This window comes from Arthrobacter sp. TB 26, from assembly GCF_000427315.1.
Lineage (GTDB): Bacteria > Actinomycetota > Actinomycetes > Actinomycetales > Micrococcaceae > Arthrobacter.
In genome coordinates this window covers 5,201-27,503 of sequence record NZ_AUPJ01000064.1, presented here as the reverse complement: position 1 = coordinate 27,503, position 22,303 = coordinate 5,201, and the positions used below count along the sequence as shown (strand labels likewise).

Annotated in this window: 15 protein-coding genes, 1 tRNA gene and 5 pseudogenes (1 of these 21 only partly in view); 12 read left to right on the top strand and 9 right to left on the bottom strand. The window is 67.7% G+C overall.

Features of this window, described 5'->3' with window-relative positions; translation table 11 throughout:
• Positions 1 to 853, bottom strand: a pseudogene (locus tag K789_RS25565) (hypothetical protein); the annotation flags it as partial.
• A 442-nt stretch (positions 854 to 1,295) separates the two neighbouring features.
• On the opposite strand from K789_RS25565, the pseudogene acs reads away from it, so the two are divergent.
• Positions 1,296 to 3,325: pseudogene (gene acs / locus K789_RS21980) on the top strand (acetate--CoA ligase).
• Between the two features lie 76 nt (positions 3,326 to 3,401).
• On the opposite strand, the gene K789_RS0101310 reads toward acs, so the two are convergent.
• Positions 3,402 to 4,379: an SMP-30/gluconolactonase/LRE family protein gene (locus K789_RS0101310; protein WP_024365167.1), complete on the bottom strand. Its 978-nt coding sequence runs from the start codon at positions 4,377 to 4,379 to the stop codon at positions 3,402 to 3,404.
• A 201-nt stretch (positions 4,380 to 4,580) separates the two neighbouring features.
• Between K789_RS0101310 and aroQ the strand changes: the two genes are divergently transcribed.
• From aroQ to K789_RS25880, 3 genes are all read left to right on the top strand, one after another.
• Complete coding sequence (gene aroQ, locus K789_RS0101300) at positions 4,581 to 5,054, top strand: type II 3-dehydroquinate dehydratase (protein ID WP_024365166.1); 474 nt, start codon at positions 4,581 to 4,583, stop codon at positions 5,052 to 5,054.
• 2 nt (positions 5,055 to 5,056) lie between these two features.
• Positions 5,057 to 5,980, top strand: a complete 924-nt coding sequence (locus tag K789_RS21975; RefSeq protein WP_192815716.1) for a DUF2332 domain-containing protein — start codon at positions 5,057 to 5,059, stop codon at positions 5,978 to 5,980.
• On the top strand, positions 5,977 to 6,114 hold the full coding sequence (locus tag K789_RS25880) for a hypothetical protein (RefSeq protein WP_192815715.1): 138 nt from the start codon (positions 5,977 to 5,979) through the stop codon (positions 6,112 to 6,114). The genes K789_RS21975 and K789_RS25880 overlap by 4 nt, the downstream gene beginning before the upstream one ends.
• 3 nt (positions 6,115 to 6,117) lie before the next feature.
• Here the strand turns inward: K789_RS25880 and K789_RS0101290 are convergent, their stop codons facing one another.
• Positions 6,118 to 7,302 (bottom strand): MarP family serine protease, encoded by a 1,185-nt coding sequence (locus tag K789_RS0101290; RefSeq protein WP_024365165.1) that lies wholly within the window; start codon positions 7,300 to 7,302, stop codon positions 6,118 to 6,120.
• A gap of 203 nt (positions 7,303 to 7,505) precedes the next feature.
• Here K789_RS0101290 and K789_RS0101285 point away from each other — a divergent pair, with 203 nt between their 5' ends.
• Positions 7,506 to 8,183 (top strand): Crp/Fnr family transcriptional regulator, encoded by a 678-nt coding sequence (locus tag K789_RS0101285; RefSeq protein ID WP_011693220.1) that lies wholly within the window; start codon positions 7,506 to 7,508, stop codon positions 8,181 to 8,183.
• 538 nt (positions 8,184 to 8,721) lie between these two features.
• Here K789_RS0101285 and K789_RS0101280 read toward each other — a convergent pair.
• From K789_RS0101280 to K789_RS24890, 3 genes are read right to left on the bottom strand one after another with little or no spacing between them, the layout of a single operon-like run.
• Positions 8,722 to 9,633, bottom strand: coding sequence for an NUDIX hydrolase (locus K789_RS0101280; protein ID WP_024365164.1), 912 nt, complete (start codon positions 9,631 to 9,633; stop codon positions 8,722 to 8,724).
• 13 nt (positions 9,634 to 9,646) lie between these two features.
• Positions 9,647 to 10,216, bottom strand: coding sequence for a RidA family protein (locus K789_RS0101275; RefSeq protein ID WP_024365163.1), 570 nt, complete (start codon positions 10,214 to 10,216; stop codon positions 9,647 to 9,649).
• Between the two features lie 2 nt (positions 10,217 to 10,218).
• Complete coding sequence (locus tag K789_RS24890) at positions 10,219 to 10,374, bottom strand: DUF4177 domain-containing protein (protein WP_003797879.1); 156 nt, start codon at positions 10,372 to 10,374, stop codon at positions 10,219 to 10,221.
• 37 nt (positions 10,375 to 10,411) lie between these two features.
• On the opposite strand from K789_RS24890, the pseudogene K789_RS21970 reads away from it, so the two are divergent.
• The 5 genes and pseudogenes from K789_RS21970 (at position 10,412) to K789_RS0101245 (ending at position 17,774) form a co-directional block, all read left to right on the top strand.
• Positions 10,412 to 12,690 (top strand): annotated as a pseudogene (locus K789_RS21970) (transglycosylase domain-containing protein).
• Between the two features lie 3 nt (positions 12,691 to 12,693).
• Positions 12,694 to 13,641 (top strand): metallophosphoesterase, encoded by a 948-nt coding sequence (locus K789_RS0101260; protein WP_024365162.1) that lies wholly within the window; start codon positions 12,694 to 12,696, stop codon positions 13,639 to 13,641.
• Between the two features lie 323 nt (positions 13,642 to 13,964).
• A complete protein-coding gene (locus K789_RS0101255) occupies positions 13,965 to 15,797 on the top strand; it encodes an ABC transporter ATP-binding protein (protein WP_024365161.1) in 1,833 nt (610 codons plus the stop codon).
• A pseudogene (locus K789_RS21965) lies at positions 15,794 to 17,621 on the top strand (ABC transporter ATP-binding protein). The gene K789_RS0101255 and the pseudogene K789_RS21965 overlap by 4 nt, the downstream one beginning before the upstream one ends.
• Positions 17,622 to 17,697: 76 nt before the next feature.
• Positions 17,698 to 17,774: transfer RNA gene (locus tag K789_RS0101245), tRNA-Pro, on the top strand.
• 225 nt (positions 17,775 to 17,999) lie between these two features.
• Here K789_RS0101245 and K789_RS0101240 read toward each other — a convergent pair.
• A complete protein-coding gene (locus K789_RS0101240) occupies positions 18,000 to 18,242 on the bottom strand; it encodes a hypothetical protein (RefSeq protein ID WP_024365160.1) in 243 nt (80 codons plus the stop codon).
• Positions 18,243 to 18,386: 144 nt separating this feature from the next.
• Here K789_RS0101240 and K789_RS0101235 point away from each other — a divergent pair, with 144 nt between their 5' ends.
• Positions 18,387 to 19,655 (top strand): helix-turn-helix domain-containing protein, encoded by a 1,269-nt coding sequence (locus K789_RS0101235; RefSeq protein ID WP_024365159.1) that lies wholly within the window; start codon positions 18,387 to 18,389, stop codon positions 19,653 to 19,655.
• A gap of 19 nt (positions 19,656 to 19,674) precedes the next feature.
• On the opposite strand, the gene K789_RS0101230 is transcribed toward K789_RS0101235, so the two are convergent.
• Together K789_RS0101230 and purD are read right to left on the bottom strand one after the other, a co-directional pair.
• The gene (locus tag K789_RS0101230) at positions 19,675 to 20,652 is read right to left on the bottom strand and encodes a phosphoribosylaminoimidazolesuccinocarboxamide synthase (protein ID WP_024365158.1); all 978 of its coding nucleotides are present in this window, start codon (positions 20,650 to 20,652) and stop codon (positions 19,675 to 19,677) included.
• Between the two features lie 2 nt (positions 20,653 to 20,654).
• On the bottom strand, positions 20,655 to 21,965 hold the full coding sequence (purD, locus tag K789_RS0101225) for a phosphoribosylamine--glycine ligase (protein ID WP_024365157.1): 1,311 nt from the start codon (positions 21,963 to 21,965) through the stop codon (positions 20,655 to 20,657).
• Between the two features lie 319 nt (positions 21,966 to 22,284).
• Between purD and K789_RS21960 the strand changes: the two are divergent.
• A pseudogene (locus K789_RS21960) lies at positions 22,285 to 22,303 on the top strand (molybdopterin-dependent oxidoreductase); it runs 1,536 nt beyond the window's last position.

The following is a 22,303-nucleotide window of genomic DNA, read 5'->3' as shown; positions in this document are numbered from 1 at the left end:
CCGAGACCTGGGTCTGCGGGGAGCTGTCGACCGGAGTGGGTACGGGACCCGGGGCCGGGGAGCTGTGGGCCGGGACCGCAGCCGAAGATGCCGCGGCACCGGTTGCTGCAACGGCACCGGCGGCGCCTGCCGTGTGCCCGGCGTCGGACTGTCCGCCCGGGGTCATTCTCTTAGCCCAGCCCGCAACGGCGCTGGCGCCCGCGGCTTTGGGCGCAGTCCCGTCCGTGGCTTCCTTTGGTGCCTTGGGAGCGCGGGGTTTCCGGACGGGGACCGCTGACTCGCGGGCCACGACGTGGGCGGGCACTTCCGCGCGGCCCAGGAAGTCTCCGGCGAAGAAGGGAACCAGACGGCCCAGCACGGTGGCCACGAAAAGCCCGAGGGCGCCGACGAGCGCGAGCAACATCCGGGGGTCGTAGGCGCCTGCGACGGCGAGGAAGAAGAACGCGACAGCGAAGGACGCCACCACGGAACCGAACTGGTCCACCGACAGGGAACCGATCCGGATCTTCGTTTCCGGGCTGAGGCGGCGCGCCACGAACAGGGCGGCCACAATCACGGGCAGCAGGATCCCGAGTCCAAGGAAGAACAGGCTTCCCAGATTCCACAGGTTGTAGCGGACCGCAAACATCGGGATCAGGGAGGCGACAAAAAGGATCAGCGTCGAGCCGAACACAGTGAGATCGCGGATCGTGAACGGCCCAAGGACCGCCTCGTTCTTCCTGCCGGCCGCCTTCCCGTTTGCCTTGTCCACCGTGAAACGGGGCGCTTCACCGTAACCGCCGGACCGGTCCGCGCCACCGTTGCCCTGGCTTTCGGCGGGCGGCCTAAGCTGGCCGTTTGTTTGCTCGTTCATTCGGTTCTCCTTAGCACGGCGGCACTCTGGACAGCACCGTCTAACGGCAGGCCAAGCGGGGACCGCGAGCGGTCCCGTCGCCTCCATCGGATGTCACAACTTCATCTCAGCCTAGTCAAGTGGCTGGCCGATCACTAGCTGACAAGCCGGGGACAGGGGTTCAGAATCGGGCCCCGGCGGGCTGTGCTTGTCCAGCGACATTTGCAGCGTGTGATTCGCACACAAGGCTCGCGACCGCCATTCGGCGCTTAACAAACACCGCTCACGGTTCGCTGTGTGACGCGGCACACGTTGGGGACGGCCCAGGCGTTAGTGTGTATTTCGGAACAGCTCTTTGCGGTACGTCCGTGACCAGCCGATGCCCGACGTCGCGCAAGCGGCCCGGCCGTGCGGCGGAACGGGGGTCCCGCGCAGCAAGGATCGATGAATGATGAGGTTCACCATGTCCCAGCAGACCCCCGGCTCCACGACGACGCAGGCCCCGCAAGGCGATGCCTTCGAAAACCTGTCGCAGGAGAACCGCAAGTTCGCCCCCTCCCCCGAATTCGCCGCCAACGCGGTGGTCACCGCCGCGGACTACGCCGAGGCCGACGCCGACCGGCCAGCGTTCTGGGCGAAGCAGGCCCGCGAGCTGCTGACCTGGAGCAAGGACTTCAGCCAGGCCCTGGACTGGTCCGCGCCGCCCTTCGCGAAGTGGTTCGTCGGAGGCGAGATCAACGCCGCGTACAACGCGCTGGACCGCCACGTCGAAAACGGCCACGGCGACCGGGTCGCGATCTACTTCGAGGGCGAACCCGGCGATACCCGCACCTACACGTACGCCCAGCTCACCGAGGAGGTCAAGAAGGCCGCCAACGCCTTCGAGTCCCTCGGCGTCGCCAAAGGCGACCGCGTCGCCGTGTACCTGCCGATGATCCCCGAGGCCGTCATCACACTGCTGGCCTGCGCCCGGATCGGCGCTATCCATTCGGTGGTCTTCGGCGGCTTCTCCGCCGAGGCGCTCCGCTCCCGGATCGACGACGCCGAAGCCAAGCTGGTCGTCACCGCGGACGGCACGTACCGCCGCGGCAAGCCCAGCGCACTCAAGCCGGCCGTCGACGAGGCGCTGTCCCACGAGGGAAACGGGGACGGGCACACCGTGCAGAACGTCGTCGTCGTCAAGCGCAACGGCCAGGACGTCGACTGGCACGAGGGCCGGGACCACTGGTGGGAGGACACTGTCGGGACCGCCTCCGCCGAGCACACCGCCGTCGGGCATGACTCCGAGCACCCGCTCTTCATCCTCTACACCTCCGGCACCACCGGCAAGCCCAAGGGCATCCTGCACACCACCGGCGGGTACCTCACCCAGGGCGCCTACACGCACAGGGCCGTCTTCGACCTCAAGCCCGAAACGGACGTCTACTGGTGCACGGCCGACGTCGGCTGGATCACCGGGCACTCCTACGTCGCCTACGCCCCGCTCATCAACGGCGCCACCCAGGTCATGTACGAGGGCACCCCGGATTCCCCGCACCAGGGCCGCTGGTGGGAGATTGTGGAGAAGTACAAGGTCTCCATCCTCTACACCGCCCCCACCGCCATCCGGACGTTCATGAAATGGGGCAAGGAGATCCCGGCGAAGTCCGATCTCTCCTCGATCCGGGTCCTGGGCTCCGTCGGCGAACCCATCAACCCCGAAGCGTGGATGTGGTACCGCGAGGTCATTGGCGGCAACGCCGGCAAGAACGGCGAACGGAAGGAAACACCGGCGCCGATCGTGGACACCTGGTGGCAGACCGAGACCGGTGCGCAGATGATCGCCCCGCTGCCGGGCGTCACGGCCACCAAGCCCGGCTCCGCCCAGGTCCCGCTGCCCGGCATCGCCGTGGACGTGGTGGACGAGGCCGGCGAGTCCGTGCCGAACGGCTCCGGCGGCTACCTCGTGATCCNGAGCCGTGGCCGGCCATGCTGCGCGGCATCTGGGGCGATCCGGAGCGCTATAAGGAAACGTACTGGTCCCGCTTCGAGACCATGTACTTCGCCGGCGACGGCGCCAAGAAGGACGAGGACGGCGACATCTGGCTGCTCGGCCGGGTCGATGACGTGATGAACATTTCCGGCCACCGGCTCTCCACCGCCGAGATCGAGTCGGCGTTGGTCAGCCACCCCGCCGTGGCCGAGGCCGCCGTCGTGGGTGCTGCCGACGAGACCACCGGCCAGTCGGTCGTCGCCTTCGTGATCCTGCGCGGGGACGCCGTGGACACCGGGGACGCGATCGTGCAGGAACTCCGGAACCACGTCAGCAAGGAGATCGGGCCGATCGCGAAGCCCAAGACCATCCTCGTGGTGCCCGAACTGCCCAAGACCCGCTCCGGCAAGATCATGCGCCGCCTGCTTAAGGACGTCGCCGAAGGACGCGAAGTCGGCGACGCCACCACACTGGCCGACAACACCGTCATGGCCCAGATCGCGCACTCGCTCCGGAAATAACCGGTCCGGCCGGGTACGGTTCGGCGGCGGCGCTGCCCACCTTTGGTGGGTGGCGCCGTCGCCGGTTAACCCGTGCTCAGCCGCCGGAGCAGGCCTGGACGAGGACTGCCTCGAAGCTCGCCGCCGCGGGGGTCGTGAATTTCGCGTTGACCAGGGCGAGGGTATCGCCGAACAGCGCCGCCGTCGTCGGGACGTCGAAGTTCTTGCTGGTGATGACCTTCTCCACCTCGCCGTTGCCCAGCGAGCCGTTCAGGTCGATCCTGCTGACCTGGTTGGAGAGGTTCTGCACGGCCCAGAGCGTGTCCTCGCGGGCGACGATGCCGTCGACGTTGGCCAGCGTGACCGGGGCACCGGAGGCGGCCGTGACGTCGATCTTCTTGTTCGAGCCGTCGTCCGGGTCCACGGCGTACAGTGCGCCGCGGCCGGTGTGGGCGACGATCAGTTTGTCGCCGTCGTCGGCGGCAGCGATGCCGTTGAGGTTGAACCCGTCATCGACGGTACCGGCGGGCGCCCCAAGCGCCAGCGTCCGGACCTCGCCCGGTTTCCCGTCGCGGCTGAGCGGGATCCGGTAAAGCTCGCCGGCGCGGGAGTTGGTGAACCACGCGCCGTCGCGGGTCAGGATGACGTCGTTGATGAAGCTGGCTCCGGCCGGCGCCAGCTCGTACACGCGCACGGTCCTTTTCGACTCGAGGTCGTACACATAGGCCTGGCCCGTGGCACCTCCCGCCACGAAGAGCAGTTCGTGGTCCCGGTCGGCTTTCATGCCGAGGGCTGCCCGGCCTTCCGGGGCCTTGATGAACAGCTTTGCGGTGCCCGTGTCGATGTCCCCCCGGAAGATGTTGCCGTTGAGCCGGTCGCCAGCGAAAAAGGTGCTGCCCTCCCCGGCGGCGATGCCTTCGGCACCGGTGGCGCCGGGCAGCCTGATCACCGGGGAGCGGCCGTCCCGGTCCGCTCCGGAGGCGGTGGCCAGGGGCGCCGGCACAAGAAACGCCGCGAGGGCGAGGAGGCCCACGGCGGCCCGGCGGATTGATTTTCCTGCATGGATGTTGCGCATGATGTGCTCCGAGATCGGGCTTCCGCGCGGGCTTACCAGTACGGGAGGTCCGCACGATGGTCCTTTCAAGTCTAGGCAGGCCGGGCGGTGCTTGCCAGAGGCCGAGGCGGCGCCGGCCGGTGGTTTCGCGGGCTGTCATCCGGGTGCCCTTTCTGCGGTCGGGTGCGGCGGCCCGCAACACAACGCGATACATTGGCTGACATGAGTGAAGCCACCCCCGACGGCGCCGGCCGCGGCACCATCCTGGTCCTCAACGGGCCCAACCTGAACCTGCTCGGCACCCGCGAACCCGAAAAATACGGCACCGCCACCCTGGCCGACGTCGAACAGCTCGCCAAGGACGCCGGCGCGGCGCACGGCCTCGCTGTCGAGTGCTTCCAGTCGAACCATGAGGGTGCCCTCGTGGACGCCATCCACGCCGCCCGCGGCAAGGCCATCGGCATCGTGATCAACGCCGGCGCCTACACGCACACCTCGGTGGCCATCCGGGACGCCATCTCCGCGGTGCAACTGCCCGCCGTCGAGGTCCACATCACGAATGTCCATGCCCGCGAGGAGTTCCGGCACCATTCGTACCTCTCGGACATCAGCAAGGCTGTGATTGCCGGCGCGGGGATACTGGGCTACCGGTTCGCCGTCGAGTACCTTGCCGGGCTGCAGGCCGGCCGGGACTGAGCATGTCCTCCCGTGGTCCCGCCAGCGGGGAACCGGGTCCTGCGGAGTCGGGCACTGCGAAGTGGTACCGGCATTTCGGCACGGTCGACGCGCCCGGCAACTCCGAGTGCTACGCCGCGTGGTCGGTGGGCATCGCGGAGGACCCGGACCTGATCCGGCGGATCGACGAGTGGCCGCACAACAAGCGCCAGCCCCTGCTGATGCTCGCCGCGGCCCGGTTTCTCGGCGCGCGGATCGGCCCCTACCCGGACTTCCGGGCGTTCCTGGACCAGCACTGGGAGGACGTCTCGCGGATCGTGCTCAGCCGCGCCACCCAGACCAACGAGGCCGGGCGCTGCGCCACCCTGCTGCCGTCCCTGGCGCAGATCGCCGCCGCCGGAGGGCGCCCGCTGGCGCTCATCGAGGTCGGGGCCTCGGCCGGGCTCACCCTGTTTCCGGACCGCTACGGCTATGAGTACGACGCCGGCGCAGGGGTCACGCGGCTGGCCCCGGCCGGCGCCGCTCCCGGCAGTTACCCGGTCCTGGGCTGCGCCGTCACCGGCCCTGTCCCGCTGCCGGCGGAACTCCCGCAGGTGGTGTGGCGTGCGGGGATCGACCTCAACCCCCTCGACGTCCGGGACCCCGACGACGTCGCCTGGCTGGAGGCGCTGATCTGGCCGGAGCAGGATTTCCGGCGCGAGCGGCTGCGCCGGGCGATCGCCCTCGCGCAGGCCGACCCGCCCCTCCTCGTGGCCGGGGACCTCAACGACCAGCTCCTCGCACTGGCCGCGCAGGCGCCGCCGGACGCCACGCTGGTGGTGTTCCACAGCGCCGTCATGGCCTATCTCGATGCGGCCGCCCGGGACCGGTTCCGCGACACCATGGCGCGGCTCGCCNCGCCGTCGAACGCGGCTGCCACTGGCTCTCCAACGAGGGTCACACGGTGATCATCCAGGCGGATGGCTCCAGCGTGGTTCCCGAAATGGACGAGTCCCGGCTCCGCGGCCGGTTCCTGCTGCTGCACAACGGGACCCCGGTGGCGATCGCCGGACCGCACGGCCAGAGCCTGGAGTGGCTCTAGCGACTACTTCTGGATGCACTGTCCCGGGGAAACGGCGCTGCCCAGGCCCGGGGCCTGGGCGGCAACCGGCCCCAGGTCCGCCATGGTGATGGCGTAACCGAGCGAGGACTCCGCCGTGGCCTTGGCGAAGACCACTCCAGCCACCTGGCCGTCCATGGTCAGCAGCGGGCCTCCCGAGTTGCCCGGCTGGACGTCCCCGGCGAGCCGGTAAACGTCCTCCGGCGCGGGGTTGTTGCCGTAGATGTCCGGGACCAGCACCGTCGTAATGTCCTGCACTGTGGCCGGTTTGGACTGGAACGGACCGCCATGGGGGTAGCCGGCAAACGCGGCCGGGCTGCCGGCGGGCAGGTCGGAGCTGAGCGGCAGCGGTGCCGAGCGCAGGCCGTCCACGGCCACAACGGCGAGGTCATGCTGGGCGTCGAAGTACACCACCCGGCCGGGCAGCGCGCCGCCGCCCGGGATCTCCACGACCGGTTCCGGCACCCCGGCCACCACATGGGCGTTCGTGACCACCCGGCCGGGCGAAACCACAAAACCGGTTCCGGTCTGGTTCTGTCCGCACTGGTAAGCAGTTCCCGCGATCTTCAGGACCGAAGCCGCGGCGTTGTTCAGCGCCGGCGTGTCGGTGCTGGTGTCCGGGACAGCCACCGGCTGGCCTTGTCCGATGCCCTCAAACAGCGTCGGAATGCCCTCGCCGATCACGGCGGACCGCAGCTGGGCCATGGAAGTTTTCACCGGGACGGGCGTCACGCCGTCGATGAAGCGGATCACCTTGGACTCGGCGAGCGGCTGGGAGACAAAGGGAACGCCGAGCGCTCCGATGCTGAAGGCCAGCATCGACATGACGAGGGCGGAGACCACAACGTTGACGCCGCCGCCGGCCAGACGGTCCACGGACCGCAGCGGCCTGATCCGGACGACGCTGCGGACCCTGCGACCGATGGCGGTCCCCAGACCGTGGCCCAGGACCATCAGCAGCACAGCGGTGGCAATGATCGCCGTGAGGCGCCAGCCGCTGTCCTCCACCAGGCCGCTGACGATGGGGACGGACACAAACGCCGCCACGGCACCGGCGGCGAACCCTGCGATGCCGCCGACCGTGACGAGGAAGCCGTTGCGCAGGCCGTGGAACAGGTAGGACAGCAGCGTCAGAATCAACACGAGGTCCAAGATGGTCAAGCCGAACACCGATGCTCCTTACAGGCAGGTAAGCCCCAATTCTACCGGCGCGGGCTGACAGTTTGCCGCGCACGGCGGTGGCCGGGACAGCGCCCCCGGCTTCCTTTGGCATGACGTTTGGCGCGTCTGAGTGCCAACTACGTCACAGAAGCGCCAAAATTCTGAAACAATGGCTGAAGCGCCCCAGCCGACACAGTTAGTCAGGAGATTTCATGGATATCGAGGTATTGCGCCGCGCACCCCTTTTCGCCACGCTCGACGACGAGGCGTTCCGTCTGCTGACGGACGAACTCACCGAGGTGGACCTCTCACGCGGAGCCTCGGTATTCCGGGAAGGTGACCAGGGCGACCAGCTCTACTTCATCGTCTCCGGCAAGGTTAAGCTCGGACGCACGTCCCCGGACGGCCGGGAGTCACTGCTCGCCATCCTGGGCCCGGGCGAGCTCTTCGGCGAAATGGCGCTGTTCGATCCGAGCCCGCGCACCGCGACGGCAACGGCCGTCTCGGAAACGCGTCTGGCCGGGCTGAAGAACGAGAGCCTCAACGCCCTGCTGCGCACCCGCCCGGAAGTTTCGGCACAGCTGCTGCAGGCCCTGGCCCGCCGCCTGCGCCGCACCAACGATTCCCTGTCCGACCTGGTCTTCTCCGACGTTCCGGGCCGCGTAGCAAAGGCCCTGCTGGACCTGGCGGACCGCTTCGGCCGTCCCGCGACCGACGGCGTCCTGGTGGCGCACGAGCTCACCCAGGAAGAACTCGCCCAGCTGGTGGGCGCATCCCGCGAAACGGTCAACAAGGCCCTCGCGGAATTCGTGCAGCGCGGCTGGCTGCGGCTGGAGGCCCGCGCCGTCGTCATCCTCGACATGCAGCGCCTCCGCCAGCGTTCCCGCTAGGCCTTATCTTGGCAGCACACCGAAGGCCGGCCCGTGAAAACGGAGCCGGCCTTCGGTGGTTAAGCCTGCTGGAATGCCCCGGCGCGGGACATGCCCATTCTTTGCCTCCCGCCCCGCGGGACATGCTCATTCCCGGCGGCGACGAATAGACATAATGCCATCATGTCCGCTGGCACGGCTTGGCGAAGGACATGTCCAGTGGTGGGCGGGCTAAACGCAGAGCATGCCCAATCTTGGGGGCCGTGTCCGCGGAACATTCCAGTCGTTGTCCGGTGCCCGCGGGACATGCCCATTCCTGGCCGCAACGAATGAGCACAATGCCATCATGTCCAACAACCCAGGCCACCGGAGGGCATGTCCCGTGGCCCCGCGGGCCGACCGGAGGGCATGCTCGTCCCTCGCTGAGTGTCCCGCGGGACATGCCCATTCCTGGCCGCAACGAATGAGCACAATGCCATCATGTCCAACAACCCAGGCCACCGGAGGGCATGTCCCGTGGTGGTGGGTGGCGCAGACTCCGGGCCCCTGAACCGGGCCGTCAGCGTTCGCGCTGGGGTTCTCCGGCGACGGTCTTGGCCGCCTCGACCTCGAGCATGAGCTGGCCGTCTTCCTCGACAAGCTTCGGCTGGTACACGTGGGCCTTGCGCTTGTAACTCAGGTACGCGATGCAGCCGTTCGAGGAAGCCATCTTCTCGAGCATGATCTCCGAGCCGGGCACCAGGAGCTGGCCGAGCGTGCGTCCGACCGTGTTCTCCTGGCCGACCTCATCGCCCAGTGTGGAGGTGTTCCGGCCCTCGATGACCTTGCGGACACAGACCCACCGGCCCCACACGCCTTTGCTGGCCAGCAACGACGGCTGCTGGTTCATCGGGACAGTGGCCGCGAAATAGCGGGTGTTGAACCGGCGGTGCGCGAAGTCCGGGCTGAGCCAGTTGACCAGCGGCTTCAGCAGGTCCGTGCGCACTGAGAGCCCGCGTTTGGCGAGCACCTCGGTGAAGGACTTCTCCTGCTCCGCCACCGCCACCCGGGCCCGCATCCACTCGGACGTGGACGTCGCCTCGACCGTGGTTGCCAGGTCCGGTCCGGCCAGGAGGATGCCGGTTTCCTCGAACAGTTCGCGGACGGCACCGACCACATGGCGGCGCGCCAGCCCGACGTCGGCGGTCCCCATCTGCTCGGCCCAATACTGCGGCGGGGGGCCCAGCCAGCCGACGGCGTCGTCGTCGGACGCCTCCAGAGAACCGCCCGGGAAGGCGAGAACACCCAGCGGTGACGAGCCGGGACGGTATCCCAGCCAGGTCTCCAGCCCGGTGGGCGAATCACGCAGCAGCACCACCGAGGACGCGAACCGGGGCGCACGGGGGGTCCGTTCACCGTGTTCAATCCAGCTGCGGGCAGCCCCCTCAAGATCCGGGGGGAGGGCAAACAGGCGTCGGGCTAACTGAGGCAAAGGAACCCGACCTCTAGGCGAATTCAGCGATCAGTTCGACTTCTACCGGGGAGTCGAGCGGGAGTACAGCCACGCCGACGGCGGACCTTGCGTGCTGGCCGGCGTCGCCGAGGACCTGGCCGAGCAGTTCGGACGCGCCGTTGATAACACCGGGCTGGCCGGTGAAGGACGGGTCGGAAGCGACGAACCCGACGACCTTGACGATCCGCGTGATGCGGTCAAGGTCCCCGATGACGCTCTTGACGGCGGCCAGGGCGTTGACCGCGCACACGGCGGCGTACTGCTTGGCCGCCTCGGGCGAGACCGTGGCCTCGTCCGTGGCACCCTCGGTGCCGGAGGACACCTTGCCGGCCGCTTCGAGCTTGCCGTTGATGAACGGCAGCTGGCCTGAAGTGTAGACGTGGTTGCCGGAGATTACGGCGGGGACGTAGGCGGCCACCGGGGTAGCAACCTCGGGCAGGGTCAGGCCGAGCTCGGCAAGGCGCTGCTCGACGGCGGACGGCGCGCCCGATCCGGCGGTGCTGTGGGCCGGGGTTCCGGCGACACCGGAGGTGCCCGGAGCGGCAGATGCGGGGGTGCTCATGGCTACTGCTTCTCCCGCTTCAGGTAGGCAACCAGGCCGTTTCCGTCGGGGCCCGGGACAACCTGGACAAGCTCCCAGCCGTCGTCACCCCACTGGTCCAAAATCTGCTTTGTGGCGTGGATGATGAGCGGAATCGTGGCGTACTCCCATTTGGTCATGAGCTAAAGCCTAGTACTTGCCGGTAAAGTGGAAAACATGGCGACTGGTAAGAACCCTTTATTTGACACGGCCACCACCCTCGGAAAGATCCTTCTTTTCCTGGGCGTGAGCGCCATTTGTGGCGTCCTGGTGGCGGGACTGCTGGTCCCCGCGGCCGNNCCGGCAGCTCGGCCAGCGGCTCGATCAAGTTCTTCGAGACCCTGCCGGCGGAGCTGAAGGTGGACCCGCCGAGCCAGTCGACGACGATCCTGGCCTCCGACGGCAGTGTGATCGCCAGCCTCTACGCGGAAAACCGCACGAAAGTATCCCTGGACCAGATGTCCCCGTTCATCAAGGACGCGGTCATCGCCATCGAGGACAGCCGCTTCTACGAGCACGGCGGCGTGGACACCACCGGCATCATGCGTGCGCTGGTCAGCACCGCCCGCGGCAACAAGCAGGGCGCGTCCACCATCACCCAGCAGTACGTCAACAACGTCATCAACTCCTCCCTCGAGGCCGAGGGCAAAGGCGACCAGGTCCTCCTCAACGGCGTGAACAAGGGTGTCGGCGACAAACTCCGCGAAATGAAGCTCGCCATCGCGCTGGAGAAGAAGTTCACCAAGGAAGAGATCCTCGAGGGATACCTCAACATCGTGTTCTTCAACCGTGACGCCTACGGCATTGAAGCCGCCTCCAAGTTCTTCTTCAGCACCACCGCCAAGGACCTGACCCTGCCGCAGGCCGCGCTCCTGGCCGGCCTGGTCAACAGCCCGTCCTTCTACGATCCGATCACCAACCCGGAGAACGCCAAGGTCCGCCGCGACCTGGTGCTTCAGTCAATGCTGACCCAGGGCAAGATCCAGCAGGCAGATTACGACGCCGCCGTCGCCACCCCGGTGGAAACGAAAGTCACGCCGGCACGCCAGGGCTGTGCCTACTCGGTCACGGCCCCTTACTTCTGCGACTATGTGCTGCACCTGCTGCTCAACAACCCGGCCTACGGCGCGGACGCCGACGCCCGGGTGCGGAAGGTGTTCCGCGGCGGCCTGACCATCAAGACCACGCTGGACCCGAACGCCCAGTCCGTCGCCCAGGCCCAGGTTGACGGCTCCGCCGGGGCGAACCCCGACAAGTGGGGAGCCTCGCTGGTGTCCGTGCAGCCGGGCTCGGGCAAGATCATCTCGATGGCCCAGAACACCCAGTTCCTCGAGGCCGAAGGAAAGTTCAACAACGTCATCAACTTCAACGTTGACATGAAGGACGCCAAGGGCAACGACCTCGGCGGCCTGGGCGGTTTCCAGCCCGGCTCCACGATGAAACCCTTCACCTTCGCCGAGTGGCTCAACGAAGGCAAGTCCATGAACACGGTCCTCAACGGTGCCGTGCGCAGGTACCCGCTGAACTTCAATTGGCGGAACACCTGCCCCACCCGCGTGGACGGCGCCTACAACACGGCGGAAAAGGGCCTCGGCGCCGCCGAGGACCTGCAGAACGCCGAAGAGGGCTACTACAAGAACATGACCGTCGTTGACGGACTGGCGAACTCGATCAACACCATGACGTTCGCCACGGCGGCGCAGGTGGACCTCTGCGGCATCCAGAAGATCGTCGACGCCGTGGGAATCCACGCGGGCCAGACCAACGAGCCCGTACCCATGACGCGCCTGTCCAACCTGATCGGCGCCACCCAGACCTCGCCGCTGACCATGGCCAGCGCGTTCGCCACCTTCGCGAACGACGGCAAGTACTGCGAGCCGATCGCCATTGAATCGGTGACGGACGCGACCGGCGCCCAGCTACCGGCCCAGGCCACGAGCTGCCGCGACGCGATCAAACCGGAGGTCGCCCGCGGTGTGAGCTACGCGCTCCAGGAAGTCCTTAACCGCGGTTCCGGCTCGCTGATCCAGCCGCGGATCTCCACCCGGACCAGCTTCCCGATCGCCGCCAAGACCGGCACCAACGACCCCAACAACTCCACCTGGGTGGTCGGCTACACCAGCGGCCTGGCGACGGCGTCCTGGTTCGGCGACGCGCTGGGCGGCCAAGACCGGCCGGGACGCAACCTGACCTTCAACGACAAGTTCTACAAGGCCATCGACGGCTACATGATCGCGGGCCCGCAGTTCTCGAACTTCATGTCACAGGTGGCACCGGCCTACGGCACCAACCCGTTCACGGCGCCGCCGTCGAACCTGGTGACCGGCCCGGCCCCGGCCCCGGCCCCCAAGCCGTCGACGCAGGCGACGCCGGCACCGTCCAGCCCGGCGCCCAGTGATCCGGCGCCGGCGCCTACGGCTACCACGCCCGGCAACGGCAATCCCACCAAGCCCTAACCCATGGCCGCCAACACCTCGCTGGCAAGCCGCGTCGGAAGCATCGGGCGCGGCTTTGCCGTAACCGCCGCGGCCGGCGCCGTGGCAGGTGCCGCCGCCACCGGATACGGGCTGTGGGAAAAGAACCAGTTTGTCCTGCGCGAAGAGACCCTGCCGATCCTTCCTCCCGGGTTCGGCCCGATCCGTGTGCTGCACCTCAGCGACATCCACTTCGTGCCCGGGCAGGACCGGAAAGCAGCATGGCTGTCCTCGCTCGCGGAACTGGAGCCGGACCTGGTGGTGAACACCGGCGACAACCTCAGCCATGTCAAAGCGGTGGACCCCGTGCTGGAGTCGCTGCGTCCGCTGATGAAATTCCCCGGCGTCTTCGTCCCCGGCTCCAACGACTACTTCGCGCCGCGGCTGAAGAACCCGGCGTCGTACTTCCTGGGTCCGTCCTCGCGACCCAAGGACCCCGCCAAGCTGGACTGGCCGCGGCTGCGTGCCGGCTTCGGCATGGGCGGCTGGGTGGACCTGACCAACCGCTGCCAGTCGCTCGTGATCAGGGGCCTGCGGTTCGACTTCTCCGGCGTCGACGATCCGCACCTGGGCCTTGAGCAGTACGCCGGCTGGCCCCGCGGAACCAGGGGCCAGGACGCCAGACCGCACCTGCGCGTCGCCGTCATCCACGCCCCGTACCAGCGCGTCCTGGACCACTTCACCGAGGACGGCGCCGACCTCCTGCTGGCCGGGCACACCCACGGCGGCCAGATCTGCGTCCCCGGCTTCGGTGCCCTCGTCGCCAACTGCGACCTCCCGACCTGGCGTGCCAGGGGCCTGCACGACTGGGAAAGCAAGGGACGCACGACGCCGGTGAACGTCTCCGGCGGCATCGGCACCTCGCGCTTCGCCCCGGTCCGGATCGCCTGCAAGCCCGAGGCCGTGCTGCTCACGCTCACTCCGCGTTCCTGAACCCGAAGGCTCCCCCGCCCCGCGGGACATGCCCTCCCCTGTGCTCCACGGTTGGACATCATGGGCTTGTGTCCACTCCCCGCCCCCAGGACTGGACATGTCCCGCGGGGCGGCAGGGCTTATGCCCACCCGCAGCGCCGGGGACTGGGCATGTCCCGGGCCAGCGGCACGCCGGGCAGCCATTGCGGAATGTAATTACTGGGCGAGATCCTGATGCTGTCGAGTTACATGTGAACCCGGTCACCCGATGGCCTAGGGTAGTTGCTACAGGAAACTACATCCAGTTGCGTTAGTTATTCGCAGGCGCGTTTTAAGAAGCAGGCATGGCCAAGCAGACCTCATTTTTCTCCTCCATCAGCCGTCTCTATCCCCACGTCAGGCCGATCATTCCGCGGCTGGTCATGGGGCTGCTGTGCGCCTTGCTCGCGAGCGTGGTGGCCCTGACCATCCCGCAGGTGCTGCGGGTGCTGGTCAACCAGTCCCTCCAGCCCGGCGGCAGCGCGGAAGCGGTCTGGATCGCCTCCCTCATCATCCTCGGCCTCGGCATTGCCGAAGCCGGGCTCGTGGCGCTGCGCCGGCAGTTCGTGATCAACCCCGCCACGACGGTCGAGACACGGATGCGGGTGTCCCTCTATGGCCATCTGCAGGACCTGACCGTCTCCTTCCATGACCGCTGGGGCTCCGGGCAGCTGCTCTCCCGCGCCATGACGGACCTGAACTTCCTGCGCCGCTGGATGGCTTTCGGCGCGATCATGCTCGTGGTGACCACCCTGACCGTGCTGATCGGCGTCGTCGTGATGTTCACGATGAGCTGGCAGCTGGCGCTGATTTTCCTTGCCGCGGCGGTGCCGATCATGATTTATGGTTTCCGCTTCCGCACCCGCTTCAGCAAGGTGGCGCGCCGGAGCCAGGACCAGGCCGGCGACCTCGCCACCACGGTCGAAGAATCGGTCCACGGGATCCGCGTGCTCAAGGCGTTCGGCCGCAGCCGAGAGGCGCTGGAGAACTTCAACGAGCAGGCCGAGGAGCTCCGCCAGACGGAGATCGCCAAGGCCAAGCACCTCGCCACCTTCAGCCTGGTCGTTACCTTGCTGCCGGAACTGGCTCTCGGCGCCGGTCTCGTCGTCGGTGTCATGCTGGCCTCCACCGGGGAGCTGAGCATCGGCGCCCTCGTGGCGTTCTTCGCCACCGCCGCCGTGATCGCCACACCGGTGGAGTTCTGCGGCATGCTGCTGGCCATGGCCCTCACCGCCAAGACTGCGGTGGACCGGCACTTCGAGGTGATGGACTCGGTGAACACCATCGCCAGCCCCGGACAGCCCCGCCGCCCCGCCGAGCTGAAGGGCGCCCTCAGCTTCAACGACGCGACCTTCGCGTATGAGGACGCCCCGGACAAACCGATCCTCAAAGCCATCAATCTGGACATCAGGCCCGGCGAAACCATGGCCCTGGTGGGAATCACGGGCAGCGGAAAGAGCGCCCTGCTCCAGCTGGTTCCCCGGCTCTACGAGGTCACCGACGGTTCCATCACTATCGACGGCGTGGACCTGCGCGAGTTCAGCGTCGAGGAGCTCCGCACGGTTGTCGCCGTCGCGTTTGAGGACACCACCCTGTTCTCCAGTTCGGTCCGCGACAATGTCATGCTCGGCGCCCCGGCAGGCCTCCCGCCCGAGCGCCGCGAGGAGGCCCTCGAGGAGGCCCTCGACGTCGCCCAGGCCCACTTCGCCTACTCGCTCCCGAACGGCCTGGACACCCTGATCGGCGAGGAAGGACTCAGCCTTTCCGGCGGCCAGCGCCAGCGCATCGCCCTGGCCCGCGCCATCGCCGCCCGGCCCAGGGTCCTGGTCCTGGACGATCCGCTCTCCGCCCTGGACGTCCACACCGAGGAACTCGTCGAGACCAGGCTGCGGGAGGTGCTCTCCGACACCACGACGCTGATCGTGGCCCACCGGCCGTCCACCGTGGCGCTGGCGGACCGGGTGGCGCTGCTGGAGGACGGCCGGATCACCGCCGTCGGAACGCACACCGAACTGCTCGCGGAGAACCGCCACTACCGCTACGTGATCGCCAGCCTCGATCCGGAACCGCGGGACCTGGACTCCGATCTGCTTGACTCCGAACTGTCAGGCCTCAACGCCGAGGAGATCTCCCGATGAGCAGCGCCACCTTCGGCACCGCGAACGAGGACAACGCGCACCTGTCCAAGAGCGAGAGCAAAACCGTCCGGCGCCGCTCCCTGGCCCTGCTCGGGTCGCTGATCCGCCCGGTCCGCCGGCGGTTCTGGCTGACCATTGCCGCCGTCGTGCTGTCCCAGGCGGCGCGGGTCGCAGGACCCGCGCTGATCGCCTTCGGCATCGACCGGGCCCTGCCGGCTCTGAGCGCCGGCGACAACCTCCCGCTGCTGCTCACCGGCGCGGCCTACCTCGNCCGCCGTCGCGACGGCGGGTCTCACCGCCCTGTACGTGACCTCAACCGCGAGGCTGAGCCAGGCGATGCTGCTGGACCTGCGCGTCCGGGTCTTCCGGCACACCCAGCGGCTCAGCCTGGAATTCCACGAAAAGTACACCTCGGGGCGGATCATAGCCCGGCAGACCTCGGACCTGGAGGCGCTGCGCGAACTTCTGGACTCCGGGATCAGCTCGCTGGCCTCGGGGATGCTGTTTATGGTCTTCACCGCCGCGACGGTCTTCGCCCTCGACTGGCGCAGCGGACTCCTCGTCCTGGCCGCCGGCGTGCCGATGTTCTTCCTGGCCCGCTGGTACCAGAAGCACTCCCAGATCGCGTTCCGGGAATCCCGTGTCGTCTCGGCCCGGCTGATCGTGCACTTCGTCGAAACCATGACCGGCATCCGCGCGGTCAAGGCCTTCCGGAAGGAACGCGAAAACGCCGCACAGTACGCCGAACTCTCCGAGGACTACCGCAAAGTCACCGTCCGCTCCATCAACCTCAACGGCATCCTCCAGCCCGGCCTGGTGCTGATCGGCAATGTCTGCGTCGCCGTCGTCCTGCTCTTCGGCGGCTTCCGGGTGCTCAGCGGGGATCTCGCCGTCGGGGTGCTGCTGGCCCTGATCCTGTCCACCAAACGCTTTTTCCAGCCGGTGGACCAGATGGCCATGTTCTACAACTCCTTCCAGAGCGCCCAGGCGGCGCTGGAGAAAGTCTCCGGACTGCTCGAGGAGGTCCCCACCGTCCGGCCGCCCAAGAACCCGGTGGCCCTGCACGATGCCAAGGGCACCATCGACTTCAAAGGCGTCGAATTCCGCTATGGCGACGGCCCGGTCATCATCCCCACCATGGACCTGCACATCCCCGCCGGCCAGACCGTGGCGCTGGTGGGCCAGACGGGGGCCGGCAAATCCACCTTCGCCAAGCTGATCGCCCGCTTCTACGACGTCTCGGCGGGGTCCCTCACGCTCGACGGCGTGGACCTGCGGGAGCTTGCGACGGCGGATCTGCGGCGGAACGTCGTGATGGTCACCCAGGAGGCCTTCCTGTTCAGCGGCTCCGTGGCGGACAACATCGCCCTGGGCCGGCCCGGCGCCTCCCGTGCGGAGATCGAGGCTGCTGCCAGGGCGGTGGGCGCGCACGAGTTCATCCAGGCGCTCCCGGAAGGCTACGACACGGACGTCAACAAGCGCGGCGGCCGGGTTTCCGCCGGGCAGCGCCAACTGATCAGCTTCGCCCGGGCATTCCTGGCCCGGCCTGCCGTGCTGATCCTGGACGAGGCGACGTCGTCACTGGACATCCCGTCCGAGCGGCTTGTGCAGGCCGGCCTCGCGGGGCTGCTGCAGGGGATCGGCGCCGACAGCGGCCGGACCGCCCTCATCATCGCGCACCGCCTCTCGACGGTGGAGACCGCCGACCGGGTCCTCGTGGTCCACGACGGGCGGGTGGTTGAGGACGGCACCCCGGCGGAGCTGATCGGCGGCGGCGGCCGCTTCGCGCAGCTGCACGGGGCCTGGAAGGATTCGCTGGTCTAAGCCCTCCGGGTGGAACGATTTCGCATCCGGGGCTCTCATCGGATACTCTTGTGAAGTTGCTTTTGAAGTAACGGATCGGGATGTGGCGCAGCTTGGTAGCGCGCGTCGTTCGGGACGACGAGGTCGCAGGTTCAAATCCTGTCATCCCGACCAATCAAGAAGAGGGTCTTCCAGCTGGAAGGCCCTCTTCTTTGTGTGCCCACCGTGTGGCCGCCGACCGCATACGCCAGCGCCGCCGTCGAAACCCCCATCGACTGCTCCACAAGTGCCGTTTTGAGCCCTCAAAAGGGCCGTTGCGGAGCAGTCGATGGGGGCCAGGGCAAAAAATAGCTCCGGGACACCTTTTCGGGTGTCCCGGAGCCGTCAAAGAGCGACCGCTTACATCGGGTCCGGCCAGTTGCCGATGTTGGTGGAAAAGGTCATCGGGTCCGGCCAGTTGCCAATAGCCGAGAGGCTTCCCTGGGTGGAGCTCATGGGATCGGGCCAGTTGCCGATCGACAGGGTGGTGCCCATGGGATCCGGCCAGTTGCCGATGGCACTTACGGACAGGACTGCCGGAGCCGCTGCTGAGAGAGCCAGCGCCCCCGCCAAGGCGACAGAAGCTGCAATCTTCTTGATCATGTGGATTCCTCAATACGAGTCGGAAACGCGAGTCGGACACATTACAAAGCCAGCAAGAGCCCTTGTTGACATACATTGTAAAATGGCTTGCACAGAGACTGTCAAGCATTTAGTACAAAGACTGTCCGGAATTAGGAGGAACCCGTGGGGAACGGATTCGGGGAGAAACTCCGAGCGGAACGGCTCGAACGAGGCCTAACGCAGGCGGAACTGGGCCGCGATCTGTACTCGCCCAGCTACATCTCCCTGTTGGAGACCGGGCGGCGCGAACCTACCGCCGATGTGATCGAGGAACTCGCCCGACGGCTGGAACTCGCCCCCAAAGCGCTGGAAGCTTGGAGCCAGCCGGTGTCGGTCAGCGACGCCGAGTACGTCCTGGCGGGCCTCTATGCACGCCAGGCGTGGGACCTGCGGGATTACCCGCTGGCGGCGACCCATGCTGCTGCGGCAGCCCAGATCGCCCTCGAAGCCCGGAACACCAGCGCCTGGTGGAACATGAGCTATATGCAGGCCGAGTGCCTCATGAAGCAGGGCCAGCTCAAGGAATGCCAGGACCTTGTCCAGCGGCTCCTGGACCATCCGATGGCCGCCGAGTCGGCAGGCCTGGGGGTCCGTGCACGGCAGATGCTCGCGGCCGTGTGCCACGGCCAGGGCCAGCTGGCAGTCGCCGTCGAACACGCGCAGGAAGCGGTGCGGCTCTGCGCAGAACTGCCCAAGGGCTCCACCCTGATCATCGGCGCGCTGCGCGCCCTCATCGGAGCCCTGGCCGAAAGCGGCCGGCTGGATGAGGCGTGGGAATACTGCCAGGCCATGAACGAGCAGATGGATGACCATTCCATGACCCAGCTCGCCGGCGAAGTCGCCTGGGTGATCGGCAACGTGGCCTTTATGCGCCATGACTACACCGAGGGCATCAAGTATCACGAGCGGGCGGCACAGCTGCTCTCCCCCGCCAACGACATCGACCTCTGGGCGCGGTTCAACAAAGCCTCGGCCGCGGTCCGCCTGTCCTCCGGGATCGTGGAGCCAGAAACGCTGACGTCGATCGAGCGCGCCGAGCTGGCGCTCTCGATCGTGGGCGGCAACAAGACGGACCAGCTGGAGGTCGCGTTCATCCGTGCCCGCTGGCTCTACCTGACCGGGGACATCGTCGCCGCAGTCCAGAAACTGCGCGAGATCCATGCCGACAAGGACGCCCTGGCCAAGCACGTCGCCGGAGAGGTGGCCCTGCTGCTCGGCAAGGCGCTCAAGGCCGCGGGAGAGTCCGACGAGGCCCTCGTCTATCTCGAGGAGGCCCAGAAGGAATTCAGTGCAGCCGGCGCCTCGGACCGGGTACAGCAGGCGATGGACGCTGTCCTGGAAATCCGGCTGGCCCAGCGCCGCGCGCAGGCGGCTGCGTCAGCCGGATCCTAGGCTGCGTGCCCGCGGACTCCTAGGCGAACGTCCGGCCGGTGAGCTTTTCGTAGGCCTCGACGTAGCGGCTGCGGGTCCGGGCCACGACGTCGGCCGGCAGCGACGGCGGGGGAACGTCCGAGGACCGGTCCCAGCCGGATTCGGCGGAGGTCAGCCAGTCGCGGACGTACTGCTTGTCATAGGACGGCTGGGCCTTGCCCGGCTCGTACGTGGCGGCGTCCCAGAACCGTGAGGAATCCGGGGTGAGCACCTCGTCGCCGAGCGTGATGACCCCGGTGGCGGCGTCGAAGCCGAATTCCACCTTGGTGTCGGCGAGGATGATGCCGCGGCCGCGGGCGATCCCCTCGGCCTTGGTGTAGATCTCCAGCGTGAGCTCGCGCAGCCGCGCGGCGATGTCCTCGCCCACGGTTTCGACGACGGCGTCGTAGGTGATGTTTTCATCGTGCTCGCCCACTTCGGCTTTCGCGGAGGGCGTGAAAATGGCCGCGTCGAGCCGTGACCCGTCCACCAGGCCTTCAGGCAGGGGGATGCTGCACACGGTGCGGGACTGCCGGTACTCCTCGAGCCCCGAGCCGGTGAGGTAGCCACGGGCGATGCATTCGACCGGGAACATGTCCAGCTTCTTGCAGATCATCGCGCGCCCTTCCACAGCCGCGGGCACACCGGCCTCGACCGTGGACGCGAGCACGTGGTGCTCCACGCCGAGCTGATCGAACCACCACAGGCTCAGCTGGGTCAGGATGCGGCCCTTGTCCGGGATCTCGCTGGCGAGGACGTGGTCGTAGGCGCTGATGCGGTCGCTGGCCACGACCAGGACGCACTCCTGGCCCATGCGCTCCGTGATGGACCCATCCGCCGGAACATAGAGGTCGCGGACCTTGCCGGAGTAGATGTGCTTCCAGCCGGGCAGGTCCAGTGTCGCGGTGTTTAGGCCAGCCCTCGGCGTCGGCGAGGCCGGTTCAGCGGCGTCCGGCACGGAGGATTCGGGGGTCGTCATGGTCAGGCCTTCGCTTTCGTGGCCGCGGGGGTTCCGGGGGTCTGCACTTTGATCTCACCGCGGGCCGCTTTGCCTCCGATGTCGGTGCGGAACTGGCTGCCCTCCAGCTGGACCAGTTCGACGCCGTCGTACGCCCGTTCCCGGGCCTCCACCAGATCCGTTCCGAGGGCCACCACGGCGAGGACCCGTCCGCCGGCGGACACGACTTTGCCTTCGTCGTCGAGCCTGGTGCCGGCGTGGATCACGTGGACGCCCTCGATCGACTCGACTTTCTTAAGCCCGCGGATGCGGTCGCCGGTCCGCGGGGCGTCGGGGTAGTTTTCGGCGGCGACGACGACGGCGATGGCCGTTTCCTTCGACCAGCGCAACGGCTGGATCTTGTCCAGTTCGCCCTTGGCGGCCGCCATCAGCAGCCCCCCGAGCGGGGTCTTGAGGCGGGCGAGGACGGCCTGGGTTTCCGGATCGCCGAAGCGGACGTTGAATTCGATCACGCGGGTGCCGCGGGAGGTCAGGGCCAGTCCGACAAACAGCACGCCGACGAACGGGGTGCCGCGGTGCGCCATCTGGTTGACTGTGGGCTGGGCGACACGGTCAAGGACTTCCTGGACCAGGCCTTCCGGGGCCCATTCCAGCGGGGTGTACGCGCCCATGCCGCCGGTGTTGGGGCCTTCATCGTTGTCGAAGATCCGTTTGAAGTCCTGCGCCGGGGAGAGCGCCACGGTGTTGCGGCCGTCGCAGAGGACGAAGACGGAGACCTCGGGGCCGTCGAGGAATTCCTCGATCACCACCGTGCCGCCGGCATCGAAGCAGGTTTGGGCATGCGCAAGGGCGTCGTCCCGGTTGTTGGTGACAACAACACCCTTGCCCGCGGCGAGGCCGTCGTCCTTGACGACGTAGGGGGTGCCGAAGGTGTCGAGCGCGTCGGCGGCTTCCTCGGCGTTGCCGGCCACCCGGGCCATGGCGGTGGGAACTCCGGCCGCGGCCATGACCTCCTTGGCGAAGGCCTTGGAGGCTTCGAGTTGGGCCGCGGCCTTGCTGGGGCCGAATACGGGGATGCCCGCGGCGCGGACGGCGTCGGACACTCCGGCGGCAAGGGGTGCCTCGGGCCCAACCACGACGAGGTCGACAGTGAGCTTGGTGGCCAGGGCGGCGACGGCATCGGGATCATTCGCGTCGATGGCGTGTGTGGGGACCAGTTTGCTGATGCCGGCGTTGCCCGGGGCCGCATGGACCTCGGACACGTTCGGGTCTGCAAGCAAGGATCGGACAATGGCGTGTTCGCGGCCGCCGGGGCCGATGACAAGTACCTTCACAGTTCCCAAGAGTACTTTGTGGACCGGGCAGGCTCCTAAGCTGTGACCACCGCCGGACATGCCCGCCTCCCGCCCCACAGGACATGCCCAGCCCCGGCCGCGCCCACTGGACATAATGCCAACATGCCCATCCCTGCAGTCCAGGGGAGGGCATGCCCCCCGGGCGGCGGGCAATCCGCGGCCCGCCCGGCTCCGAAGACCATGTATGGACAAGCCCAGCACGCAGACGCCCCGCGCGGACAAACTCAGCACAGAGAAGCCCGCGCGGACCCAGCCCGGCAACCAGACGCCCGCGAAGCGGCTGTCCGGACCCACCGCCCTGGCCGCGCTGGCGGGGG

Coding starts and splice junctions, on each gene's coding strand:
- K789_RS0101240 (WP_024365160.1), bottom strand. CDS start 18,242: ATGATCAAGAAGATTGCAGCTTCTGTCGCCTTGGCGGGGGCGCTGGCT.
- K789_RS0101230 (WP_024365158.1), bottom strand. CDS start 20,652: ATGACGACCCCCGAATCCTCCGTGCCGGACGCCGCTGAACCGGCCTCG.
- K789_RS0101310 (WP_024365167.1), bottom strand. CDS start 4,379: ATGCGCAACATCCATGCAGGAAAATCAATCCGCCGGGCCGCCGTGGGC.
- K789_RS0101275 (WP_024365163.1), bottom strand. CDS start 10,216: ATGAGCACCCCCGCATCTGCCGCTCCGGGCACCTCCGGTGTCGCCGGA.
- K789_RS24890 (WP_003797879.1), bottom strand. CDS start 10,374: ATGACCAAATGGGAGTACGCCACGATTCCGCTCATCATCCACGCCACA.
- K789_RS0101260 (WP_024365162.1), top strand. CDS start 12,694: ATGGCCGCCAACACCTCGCTGGCAAGCCGCGTCGGAAGCATCGGGCGC.
- aroQ (WP_024365166.1), top strand. CDS start 4,581: ATGAGTGAAGCCACCCCCGACGGCGCCGGCCGCGGCACCATCCTGGTC.
- K789_RS0101285 (WP_011693220.1), top strand. CDS start 7,506: ATGGATATCGAGGTATTGCGCCGCGCACCCCTTTTCGCCACGCTCGAC.
- K789_RS0101255 (WP_024365161.1), top strand. CDS start 13,965: ATGGCCAAGCAGACCTCATTTTTCTCCTCCATCAGCCGTCTCTATCCC.